Below are 10,607 nucleotides of genomic sequence, written 5' to 3'. Positions count from 1 at the left end.
GAATCCTTTCCTAACCATTCCATCGCTATAGTAGTGAAGGGTGTTGAGCAGGATTCTTCCAGGCTCGTTCAACACTCTCCCCGTTTGAGAATAGTCTTGAACACTAATATAATGGTTCCTGCTGAGCCTGGAAAGGAATGGGGTACAGTAAATAAGCCACCGCTCTCTTCATAATAACCCGGGGGTCTGTGTGAAACACTTGTTCAAACCCGTGTATGGGCCGGAATGGGGGAGTGGCGGAGTATTCGGGTTAACATATTACAAGGGAGTCGTATACTACACACTGGCAATGGAGGGAGAGGCCCACTTCCACCACGAAGACTCGGAGACTGTTTACCGGTTTGAACTACTGGGCAGTGGGCCAGCCTCAGGTGGTGATACTTACAACGCTGTCGACTATGTTGACGATAAGATATATTTCGGCGGATGGGTTCACAAGCCAGCTGTTTACAAGGGCCGGGTTAACGGAGGTGAAATAGATTTCAGGAGCAAGTACTCTCACATCCATGAATACGATGTCGCTGAGCGAAGAGTTAGGCTTGTATGGAGCGATAGTGTTCACCACGAGTACGAGTGGGCTGGCGAGGTTTCGCAAATAGTTTACGACCCCTTATCCGACTCGCTTCTCATAGCCAGGGCTGATGGGATGAGAAACCTCGGCGTTTACAGGGTTGACAGGAATACGGGGAGGGCAGAGGAGGTGAGCAACGTGCCAGCGTTGAAAGGAGCCCTCTACCAGGAGTACGCGTGCTTCGACCTTCAGCCTGATTGGAAGAGAGGCGTTGACGGTGTTCAATGCTACGACCTTGTCGAGAGAAAGCTGGTGAAGAATTTCATCGAAGACTGGTCTAGAATAAGCGTTGACGGGTGTGTCGTTGAGAGGAGGGGTAGCGGGTACGCGGTAACAGGTTACGCAAGGTACTGGCATTTCTTCAGGGGCGGCTTGCTCGTGGGTAATCCCGTGGAGCCGGAGGTTGAGGAATTAGTCTTCATTAGAATGTTCGACTTCCCTGGCACGCCTTATGCTCCTCACAGGAGCAACGCGCTCCCTCTGGGAGGAGGGATCCTGGCTGTTTTCAACTCTTACAGCCATGGATACATTCATGTTGCTCCAGAGGGCAGGGCTAGGGCGAGGCTTTTCAACTCGATAGTTGGACCTACAACCCTGGTGTACATAACCCCTCCTGTTGCAAGGATTGTGGCAACCCTTGGCGCAAGGGTTACCAGCATGGCTAAGAAAGGGGAATCGATCCTGATAGGTGTGAGCAACACTCCTAACCTAGGAGGCAAAGATGCAACCCCGCTTGAAAACGGGTGGAGGGAGATTATTGAGTGGAGAGAAGACGCCTTGATCAACGCACCATCCCCGCCGGCGGTTTTCAGGGTACTAGGTAGCGCTGTGCTCGATCACCCCTTCGGAGGCATTCCGTTAACCGGGTATAAGGTTAAGGCTTTGCGAATACTGTCTTCTAAGCCAAATGCTTTGAGAATAGTAGAATATGATATAGGCCTCCCTCCGGTGAGGATTGAGGAGGTCAGGGTAGTGTTGAAGGAAGGCTGGAACAGGGTCGACTTGTCGAACCACTCTAATATAGTCTCATTCAGGCTGGAGAGCCCTGATGAAAAAGCGTTGATTTACATCAGCCTGGAGTAGTACTGATCCCACATACTTAACCAAATATTATTTATCCTTGCTAGGTGTAATATTAAAGAGGTGTGGGTATGAAGGGCTGGTGGGGTAAGATCCTTCATGTTGATTTAACTTCTAAGAGGGTAAGGGAGGTTAGCCTTGAAGCGAAGCTGTACATGGAGTATATTGGCGGCAGGGGGTTAGCGGCCAGGCTTCTATGGGATTTAGTGCCGCAGGGAGCGGATCCTTTATCCCCGTACAATGCTTTAGTCTTCGCTAACGGGCCCTTGTCGGGACTCCCGCTACCGAGTAGCGGTAAAATACAGGTAGCATGTAAAAGCCCGTTAACAAACGGGTATGGAGATGGCAACCTTGGCAGCATGGCTTCCTATCATTTGAAAAGAAGCGGTTACGACGCCGTAGTGGTTACAGGGGCTTCTAAAAACCCGGTGTACATTTATGTTGAAAACAATAAGGTTGAGATTCTCCCGGCCGATGACTTGTGGGGTAAGGATACTTTTGAAGCCGAGGATGCTATTGTGAAAAAGCACGGCAGAAACGTGGGCGCCCTTTTAATAGGCCCGGCCGGCGAGAACCTGGTGAGGTATGCCACCATTGTATCGCAGAAGGGAAGGAGCGGTGGAAGGCCCGGAGTAGGCGCTGTAATGGGGAGCAAGAAGTTGAAGGCGTTAGTGATCAAGGGAACCATGGAGCCTCCTGTAGCAAACCCTGAAGAGCTTAGGAAGCTTAGCGAGGAAGCATACAAGAGCATTACCCAGAGCGACAACTATGATTTCTGGATTAGGCAGGGCACGATGTCAACAATAGTTTGGAGTAACCAGAACAGTGTACTACCCACAATGAACTTCAGAGAGGGGGTGTGGGAGCTTTATGAAACAATAAGCGGCGACTTAATGGAGAAGCTTAAGGTTGACAGGAAGGGGTGTCCCTACTGCAACATGCAGTGCGGGAATGTTGTCAACGACGAGATCGGCGAGAAGAGCGAGCTTGACTACGAGAATGTTGCAATGCTTGGAAGCAACATCCTTCTCCCCGATCTAAAGAAGGTTGCCGAGATCAACAAGTTAGCAGACATGATGGGTGTGGATACGATAAGCCTTGGGAGCAGCATAGGGTTTGCAATGGAGGCAAGTGAGAAGGGCCTGCTCCGGGAGAGGATTGAATGGGGGGATTACAGGGCTGTGAGAGAGCTGGTCGTTGACACCTCTTACAGGAAGGGTCTCGGCGCATTCCTTGCTGAAGGAGTAATGAGGATGTCTCGTGGACTAGGTAAGGAGGCAACAGAGTTTGCAATGCATGTTAAGGGACTCGAGATATCGGCTTACAACTGTCACACAGCCCCGGGCATGGCGCTCGCTTACGGAACCTCATCAATTGGAGCACACCACAAGGATGCATGGATTATAAGCTACGAGGTAAAGACTGACAGGTTCTCCTACTCGAGTGAGAAAGTGGAGAGGCTGGTGTTCCTTCAAAACATCAGGGGCGGGATGTTTGAGAGCCTGACAACGTGCAGGCTACCGTGGGTCGAGGTTGGATTAAACCTGGATTACTATCCGAAACTCCTCACAGCTGTGACAGGGGTTACATGGTCTTTCGAAGACATTCATGTAGTAGCGCAGAGAATATACTCCTTGATCAGGGCTTTCTGGATAAGGGAGCACTCAGGCTGGGATAGAACGATGGATTATCCCCCTGCTAGATGGTTTAAACACCCCTTAACCAAGGGACCATTCGCAGGCGCGAAGCTCGATCCTGTTAAATACGACGAGATGCTCAGCCAGTACTACAAGCTAAGAGGTTGGGATGAAAACGGTGTCCCTCTTAAATCAACCCTGGAAAGACTCGACCTCTCCTTCACCATACCCGTGTTAGAGAACTTTGTAGAGTTGAAGTAGTTTTTTACAACCTAATACCTCTAACGTTTTTGTAGGCGTGGAGGAAATCTAATGGAGTGTTCCCCTGATCACAAGTATACGCCTCACCCTGGTACGAGGGTTTTGAGAATCGAGGGCAGGGTTGTGCAAGGACTCGGCGAGGGAGGCTTTTACGTTGAAAAATATGTGGAAGAGTTTGAGAAAACGCTCGGGTTTAAACCATTCCCCGGCACCCTTAATATCGAAGTCTTAAACGGTGACCCAGCCCTTCATGAATGCAGGGGAGTAGAGGTTAAGCCACCCTCTCCTAGGTATAGCCCGGTCATTGCCTACCCGGCGTGCTTGAATAGTGAAAAGGTTTTCATTGTTAAGCCATTAAAGACTAAGCACTCCTCAAAGGTGATTGAGGCTATTTCCCCCTTCAATCTTAGGAAGGTTTTGGGTTTGAAAAACGGGGATGTTGTAGAGGTAACAATCTTCTGCGGAGAAGATCAAGCTATATGAGCGGGATGCTCTCAAGGTATGTTTCAATCTCTCCTACCTGCTTAACGGTGACGGTGATTACTGCATCGTAGAATCCTGGGTACGCTACCAGGAGAAGGGTGAAGCTGATCAATACAACGCTGAGGGTTAGCAGGACAGCGTTCATAATTTTCGCGGAGACTTTCTCCACCTCCCTGCCCTGCGTTCCAAAGAATAACATGTAGAATATTTTCATGTAGGAGATTAAGCCGATAGTGCTGGCAAGAATCATGACTACTGCTGTAACAACGTTGTATTCGAACAAGGCCTCGTACAGAAGCATCTTGCTCAGGAAACCTGGCAGGGGCGGTATCCCGGCCAGGGTTAGAACAGATGTCGCGAACGCTATTGAGGCAACAGGGTGTTTAAACCCTAGTCCGCTAATGTCTTCAAGGCTTCTCGACCTTGCAGCCTTGATGAAGATGCCTGCTGATAGGAATAAGTTGGATTTAGCAATTGAATGTATTATGGTGTGGTAGATGAACGCGGAGAGACCTAGAGTTGTCCCGGTTGAAACAGCCATGAAGAGGAACCCCGTGTTCATAACGGTTGAATATGCTATAAGCCGTTTCAAATCCTTCTGAATATTCATGAGAAGAGCCCCTACGATAGCGGAGCATGTCCCAGTGAACATTAGTATTGCCGATACAGCACTCTTCAAAGCCTGGGTTTCGGGCGAGATACTGCCTCCCAGGGCTATGAACATGAACTTGTAGAGGGATACTCCTCCAATATTCACCACGAGACCGCTCAGCAAAGCTGATATGGGAGTGGGCGCTGCGGGGTGCGCATCCGGTAGCCAGAAGTGGTTGGGGAAGACGCCGCTTTTTATTGTGAAAGCCCAGCTCATGAGGACGAGCCCTATTCCCAGAGAGAGCAGGTATGCTTCAATGGGAGGCCCTGTTAAACTAACGTATTGACCCCGGATTTTCAGGGATAGGTCGATAATGTTCAAAGTACCGTAGGCGTTGTAGAGGAGTGCGCAACCAACGAAGTAGAGGGTGGTGCCCATGGCGCCTACGAAAGCGTATTTCAGCCCCGATATAATAGCGTAAGCCCTACTCCTGTAGTACATTACAAGTGAGTATGATGAGACGCTGGTTACTTCAAGCATTACGAACAGGTTGAAGAAGTCCGCGGTTAGGATGATTCCAAGTATTCCAGCCTCAGCACCGAGCAGCAGGATGCTGTACCATACTGCTCCTTCATCCCGAATATACTCCAAGCTGTATGCGAAAATCAGCGTTAACACCAATGCTGTGGTGAAGGATAAGATAGCGTTAACCCTGTCTAGAATGTAAATTATGCCTACAGGCGGAGGCCAGCCGCCGGCCTTGAACACCAGCGGCGCGTCGTAGGAGAACGACTGCGCCAGAAGCCTAAGGGTTACTAGGAGGGTTAACCCGCTTATTAAGAAGCCATAGTAGAGCGAGGCTGCCCGCTTCCTAAATGCTGATGAGATTAACGGGGTTGTGAAAGCCCCGAAAACCGGGATGAACGGTGTTAAGCCGGTAAGTAGGATATCCAGCTCCATTACCACCACCTACTCGAAAATTTTCGTCGCATATTTTTCAAACTCCTCGCTAACACTCTTCCTCGCCTCCTCTGGTGAGACCGAGGATACGTATATCCAGTTGACGTAGAAGTAGTCGCCGGACTCATCAACCACGACTGTTCCAGGAGTATTAGTTATCGAGGATGCTACCAGGAGCCTTGCCATATCTCCCTTACACTTCAATGGAATTCTAACAATTCCTGGTTTCAAATCCATTGTGAAAATCCTCTTAACCACATCCATGTGCGCTTTGAACTCTATGATGGTGATGTATTTGAGGAAGTAGTAAGCTAGGTGGGCTAGACGCGCCGGTTGCTTAAGCTTAGACTCATTCCTCACGATGTACGGTGTAAGAAGTAGGCTGCATATTGCTGAGACAATAACCCCTGTTGCCAAGTCATAAGGGGTGATGTTTCCGGAGAAGATTATGTAGATGAGGAAGGCGACGAGCCCGGTGGCTAGGTACTTGATCACTCCCCTTTCACCCCCTCGCTGAAGTGCTTCACCACTACTTTAGCATCGGTTGAGCCCGTGATCCTATATGCTTGGATTATTCCGAACGCGATCAAAGCGTTAACAGCCATGCTGATCACTATGCCGGTCAGTACTAACGCCTGTGGAAGAGGGTCCACTGCGTGCTGTTTCAGATACTCAAGGTTTTCAAGGCTGAGCTCTGTGAGAACCGGCGGTACAGCGGGCTGGATGAATCTGAACCCTATGAGGATGAATACGAGGTTTGCGGTGTCGCTGAGAATGGTTAGGGCGATCAGCTTCTTCGTCAAACTCCTCCTATAGACGATACCGTAGATCGAGAGCAACGTGTTCGTGAAGAGCATCATTAGTATCAGGGACCATGTGAAAACATCCTCGCTCATGTTCCCACCTCTTTCTCAATCTCCCTCCTGTAGGTTTCCTCGAACGTAGATAGGTAGAGGAAGACTGCTGTGAAGCCTGATCCTACCGCCAGATATTCGAAAATGTTGTAGAAGAATAAGCTACCGCTTATCAATTCGCCCCCTATTTCAGCAGGGTAGAAGGAGAGGTTTGACGTGAGCTCCAGCCCTTTCAGGACTGGGAGGAGTGCTGTCAACCCTATACACGTCATGGCAGCGCTTCTAGCGATTACAAGTCTTTTCGACGTGATCCCGGCGGAAACGAGCCTCGTTACGGAGAAGACCGGGATTAACAGTAATGGTGCCACAGCTAGTGTGGAGCCGCCCTGGAAGCCTCCGCCCGGGGTTAGGTGCCCGTGGAGAGCGATCGAGGCTGACACGCTGATTATTAAAAGAGCGATTATTTTAGTCCCGGTTCTAGAAATCCTTGTTAAACCCTTTGCCTCCTTCCCGGCCGGCTGAGGTGGCTCGAGCCTGAAAATCGATAAACCGCCCACTATTGCTAGGAAGAATACCGCGGACTCGTAGATGGTGTCGAGGCCTCTGTAATCCCACACTATTGCTGTGACTGCTTCAGGGCTTTTAGCCGTGAGGTTTCCGAAGTAGGAGTTCTCAATATAGAATAATCCAATAGGCTTCAACTCTTTCGCCGGCTTTGCAAACTCCGTGTAGGATAATACTAGGGCGGACGCAACTGTTAACGCTAGGATTATAACGAGAACTGCAAACCTCTTACTCACTTCCCCCACCCCCGTCAAACCTCTCGGTCTTGCTTACAACGTACACGAGGAGGGCTGAGTAAATACCCACGGATACCGCAATGTACGCTAACAGCACGTCGGGGGCTGCAAACAGCTGGAGGATTATGGTGTAGGATATGCTTTGTCCCGCCGAGAAAACTATTGCCTTGATCAAGTCTTTCTCAGTTATAGCAAGGTATACGAAAACTATAGCGAGAAGGCTAGCAAATGACAGCAGGAGGTGTATGAGAGTGATCATTTAGAATCCTCCTCCAAGTGGTCTACGACAGGCTCCCATTTAACGCTCTTAGACTTGTGAGCAGCGTAGGCTAGTACGTGGCTGCCTATCGGTGCCACTATCAGTATTATCAAGCCGGTGACGAACGCTCCTCCTGCGAACATGTATTTAGCCGGGAAGTCCTGAATTGAGAGGGCGAGCAGGGATACTCCTATAAGAGGCATGAATGCCCCGTATATTGCGCCGATGGTTGCAGCGTGGAGCCTTACGTAGAAGTTTGGAAATCTTAAAAGCCCTATCGAGGCTAGGAGGTCGAAAACTCCTCCGGCAATCAGTAGGATTGATCCAGCCCAGAACAAGACCTGGTCGAACACTACTCACCCACCTCTTTAGAGACTAGATGCTTGGAGATGAAGACGTCGAGCAGGTATGCCCATAGAGCGAGCATTATAGAGGGGGCTACGAGAAGCGGGGTGCGGTAGTACAGGGCTATAACCAGTAGGAACACGGCTAGGTCGTAAGCAATGCAGTCCACTGCTAAAACCATGTCCGGTATGGAGGGTCCTTTGACAAGTCTCACCGTGTAGAGCACTACTGCACCGAGATAGAGGGGCACGCTCACTAGCAGTACCGTGGTCAGGTCAATCATTAATTAAAACACCGTATATTTTTAAAAAGCCGAGAGGTAAATAAATCAATCCTGGCTCTGGCGTGTGAAATGCCCGATCTCGCTGTTGAAATAAAAGGTTTCACTAAGCGGTTTGGGGAAACAGTTGCTGTGGATAATTTAACCATGGATATTTACGATGGAGAGATCTTTGGGCTGCTGGGGCCCAACGGCTCCGGTAAGACCACCACCTTGCTAACTATTGCAACTGTTTACAAGCCGACCAGCGGGGACATCCTTGTGTACGGGCACAGCGTGGTGAGGGAGGACTACATCGTGAGAAAACTCATAGGGATAGCTTTCCAAGAGCCCAAGGCTATGTGGGTTGATAAACCATGGGATCTGTTAACCTGGCATGCGAAAATATCCGGGTACAGTAGTAGCGACGCTAGGAGAGTGGTTAGAGAGGTTATGGAGGAGCTTGGGCTGTGGGAGCACAGGAACAAGTATTTCTACCAATTAAGCGGCGGGACAAGGAAGAAGGTTGAGCTCGCGAAAGTATTGATCCAGAGGCCGAGGCTAGCGATTCTCGATGAGCCGACGGCACAGGTTGACGTGATAACCAAGCACGTTCTCTGGGATATCATCAAGAAGATGAGGAAGCAGGGAACCACGATGATTGTTGCAACCAACGACATGTTTGAGGCTGAAAAAGTCTGCGAGAGGATTGGAATAATCTACAGGGGGAGGTTGCGGAAGGTTGGAAGCATTGAGGAGTTGAAGGATGCCATACCGGGGGGAGACATACTTGAGGTCAGTGTCGAGGGGCATGGACTGGCTGAGGCTGTGCTGGAGGACCTATCCGTGTACGGCAGGGTTGAGGTAAGGGGGGATGTTTTAAGGATTTATATGAACAAGGGGGAGGAGAAGTCGCTGGAAATACTTGAGTACTTTAGAAAGCGCAACATCGGTGTTAAGAGAATTATGATCAAGGAGCCAACCCTTGACGACGTCTTCATGTATGTTACAGGAGCTAAGCTGAGGGAGTAGGGTGCCAATCCCGCACGGGTTTAAAGCTGTTCTCAGAGTCGTAGAATGGGACTTGATGAAGCTTAAAAGGCAGAAAGCCTTCATAGCTATGCGTACAGCATGGTTTATTATTCAATCCCTTGTTTTCGGATACGCGATCTCAAGGATTGCGCGCCCCGACATAGGCGTGGACTACTACAAATTCTACCTTCTCGGACTATACACGGCACTGCTCTACTCAGCCAGTATTGCCCGGGCCTACATTATCGCAGACGAGTTTGATGACGGGATCATAGACTACCACCTCTCACTCCCATTGAAGAGAAGCGTTCTCGCCGCTGGCAGGGTGTTGGGAGGGGCGGTTTCCACTTTAATATTTACAGCTCCTATGATGGTTTTCATACTCTTCTTGACTGGTGGGCTGGATCCGATAAGCTTTCTCATCTCCATCGCCTCGGCGTTCACCTTCTCAATAGGAGTCGTCAGCTTCGTCGTGATCATAGTTATGAAGCTTAAGTCAACGGATACCACGGACATCTTTTTCGGCACCATAGATGCTATACTAGTGAGGCTGAGCTCAGTGTTCTACCCGCTACCCATTATCAAAGCCCTGAATATTCCGGCTTACTACTACTCAGCTCTTTTCAACCCCCTGACCCACTTCGCAGACTTTCTAAGAGCCCTGGTCCTCCCAGAATACTTTCTCCTTGAACTATCCCCGGCTCAATCCATGTTCTACATACTTGGTCTCGGCATTGGGTTGCTCGTGGTTGCTATTGAACTCTTTGAGAGAAAGCTTGAAGCTGGTGGGGTTAAGTGAGCAGTGAGTTAAGAAGCATTGTGAATATTGCTTACAGGGATATCGCCAGGTTCTGGCGCTACAAGTATTGGCTAGCCGGTCAGGTTGCAATGAACCTTGCAGACATTCTGATCTTCGGGTTAATATTCAACGGCGTCGTCAACAAGGATTTAATCCCTGATTACGTGAGGTTTGTAACTCCCGGCATACTCTGCTTGTCAATCTTCATATCCTCGTTCAGCATTGGAAGGGAGGTTGGCGTGGAGCTGAGGAGGGAGGTTACCCAGTACTTGCTAACTCTCCCTGTTCGCAGGGAAGGCTTGATTATTGGCAGGCTTCTCGGAGGCGCTGCCAGAGGGCTGGTCTACCAGTTTGGCTTCCTTGTTTTCGCCTCAATCATTCTGTCACCTCCGTCGCTGGAGGGATGGGTATATGTTTTAGCAACCTCCTCCACCCTGGCTCTCACAATGTCGAGTGTTTCAATCTCTCTTTCAACTGTTACAAGAGATTTCAACCTGCAGGCCACGGTGAGATCTCTCACATACTACATACTGTTCTTTGTATCGAACATCTTCTATCCTCAGAAGGTGATTGCGGCTAGGCTGGGGCCCCTAGCCCCAGTGGTTGACTACTCGCCGTTAACAATGGCCACAAACATTTACAGATGGGCCTTCAGGTATGATGCCTCTATAAACC

General features: G+C 49.7%; 13 protein-coding genes. 6 read left to right on the top strand and 7 right to left on the bottom strand.

Translation table 11 applies throughout. The features are described from left to right. Positions 1-190: 190 nt before the first annotated feature. The 3 genes from AC3OH0_RS04350 (at position 191) to AC3OH0_RS04340 (ending at position 4,032) form a co-directional block, all read left to right on the top strand. A complete protein-coding gene (locus tag AC3OH0_RS04350; RefSeq protein WP_498344891.1) occupies positions 191-1,654 on the top strand; it encodes a DUF2139 domain-containing protein in 1,464 nt (487 codons plus the stop codon). 68 nt (positions 1,655-1,722) lie between these two features. After that, complete coding sequence (locus AC3OH0_RS04345) at positions 1,723-3,549, top strand: aldehyde ferredoxin oxidoreductase family protein (RefSeq protein ID WP_498344890.1); 1,827 nt, start codon at positions 1,723-1,725, stop codon at positions 3,547-3,549. A gap of 51 nt (positions 3,550-3,600) precedes the next feature. Further along, on the top strand, positions 3,601-4,032 hold the full coding sequence (locus AC3OH0_RS04340; RefSeq protein WP_498344889.1) for a DUF120 domain-containing protein: 432 nt from the start codon (positions 3,601-3,603) through the stop codon (positions 4,030-4,032). On the opposite strand, the gene AC3OH0_RS04335 is transcribed toward AC3OH0_RS04340, so the two are convergent. The 7 genes from AC3OH0_RS04335 to AC3OH0_RS04305 are packed head-to-tail and all read right to left on the bottom strand — an operon-like array spanning position 4,025 to position 8,125. Beyond that, the gene (locus AC3OH0_RS04335; RefSeq protein ID WP_498344888.1) at positions 4,025-5,584 is read right to left on the bottom strand and encodes a proton-conducting transporter transmembrane domain-containing protein; all 1,560 of its coding nucleotides are present in this window, start codon (positions 5,582-5,584) and stop codon (positions 4,025-4,027) included. The genes AC3OH0_RS04340 and AC3OH0_RS04335 overlap by 8 nt on opposite strands. A 9-nt stretch (positions 5,585-5,593) precedes the next feature. Continuing rightward, on the bottom strand, positions 5,594-6,079 hold the full coding sequence (locus AC3OH0_RS04330) for a Na+/H+ antiporter subunit E (protein WP_498344887.1): 486 nt from the start codon (positions 6,077-6,079) through the stop codon (positions 5,594-5,596). Next, positions 6,076-6,480, bottom strand: a complete 405-nt coding sequence (locus tag AC3OH0_RS04325; RefSeq protein ID WP_498344886.1) for a sodium:proton antiporter — start codon at positions 6,478-6,480, stop codon at positions 6,076-6,078. Before AC3OH0_RS04325 ends, AC3OH0_RS04330 begins: the two co-directional genes overlap by 4 nt. Then, the gene (locus AC3OH0_RS04320) at positions 6,477-7,238 is read right to left on the bottom strand and encodes an MnhB domain-containing protein (protein ID WP_498344885.1); all 762 of its coding nucleotides are present in this window, start codon (positions 7,236-7,238) and stop codon (positions 6,477-6,479) included. Before AC3OH0_RS04320 ends, AC3OH0_RS04325 begins: the two co-directional genes overlap by 4 nt. Further along, positions 7,231-7,497, bottom strand: coding sequence for a Na(+)/H(+) antiporter subunit B (locus tag AC3OH0_RS04315; RefSeq protein ID WP_193436152.1), 267 nt, complete (start codon positions 7,495-7,497; stop codon positions 7,231-7,233). Before AC3OH0_RS04315 ends, AC3OH0_RS04320 begins: the two co-directional genes overlap by 8 nt. Continuing rightward, positions 7,494-7,850, bottom strand: coding sequence for a monovalent cation/H(+) antiporter subunit G (gene mnhG, locus AC3OH0_RS04310; RefSeq protein ID WP_498344884.1), 357 nt, complete (start codon positions 7,848-7,850; stop codon positions 7,494-7,496). The genes AC3OH0_RS04315 and mnhG overlap by 4 nt, the downstream gene beginning before the upstream one ends. Continuing rightward, a complete protein-coding gene (locus AC3OH0_RS04305; protein ID WP_193436150.1) occupies positions 7,850-8,125 on the bottom strand; it encodes an MrpF/PhaF family protein in 276 nt (91 codons plus the stop codon). The genes mnhG and AC3OH0_RS04305 overlap by 1 nt, the downstream gene beginning before the upstream one ends. A 69-nt stretch (positions 8,126-8,194) precedes the next feature. On the opposite strand from AC3OH0_RS04305, the gene AC3OH0_RS04300 reads away from it, so the two are divergent. The 3 genes from AC3OH0_RS04300 to AC3OH0_RS04290 all read left to right on the top strand — a co-directional run. Then, positions 8,195-9,133, top strand: a complete 939-nt coding sequence (locus AC3OH0_RS04300; protein WP_498344883.1) for an ATP-binding cassette domain-containing protein — start codon at positions 8,195-8,197, stop codon at positions 9,131-9,133. Position 9,134: 1 nt separating this feature from the next. After that, a complete protein-coding gene (locus tag AC3OH0_RS04295; protein WP_498344882.1) occupies positions 9,135-9,932 on the top strand; it encodes an ABC transporter permease in 798 nt (265 codons plus the stop codon). Continuing rightward, a partial coding sequence (locus AC3OH0_RS04290) for an ABC transporter permease (RefSeq protein ID WP_498344881.1) occupies positions 9,929-10,607 on the top strand: 679 nt, incomplete at its 3' end. The genes AC3OH0_RS04295 and AC3OH0_RS04290, both read left to right, overlap by 4 nt.

It is taken from the genome of Thermosphaera sp. (assembly GCF_059755995.1).
This window is presented reverse-complemented; position numbering and strand designations above follow the sequence as displayed.

Coding starts and splice junctions, on each gene's coding strand:
- AC3OH0_RS04345 (WP_498344890.1), top strand. CDS start 1,723: ATGAAGGGCTGGTGGGGTAAGATCCTTCATGTTGATTTAACTTCTAAG.
- AC3OH0_RS04340 (WP_498344889.1), top strand. CDS start 3,601: ATGGAGTGTTCCCCTGATCACAAGTATACGCCTCACCCTGGTACGAGG.
- AC3OH0_RS04325 (WP_498344886.1), bottom strand. CDS start 6,480: ATGAGCGAGGATGTTTTCACATGGTCCCTGATACTAATGATGCTCTTC.
- AC3OH0_RS04315 (WP_193436152.1), bottom strand. CDS start 7,497: ATGATCACTCTCATACACCTCCTGCTGTCATTTGCTAGCCTTCTCGCT.
- AC3OH0_RS04300 (WP_498344883.1), top strand. CDS start 8,195: ATGCCCGATCTCGCTGTTGAAATAAAAGGTTTCACTAAGCGGTTTGGG.
- AC3OH0_RS04305 (WP_193436150.1), bottom strand. CDS start 8,125: ATGATTGACCTGACCACGGTACTGCTAGTGAGCGTGCCCCTCTATCTC.
- AC3OH0_RS04335 (WP_498344888.1), bottom strand. CDS start 5,584: ATGGAGCTGGATATCCTACTTACCGGCTTAACACCGTTCATCCCGGTT.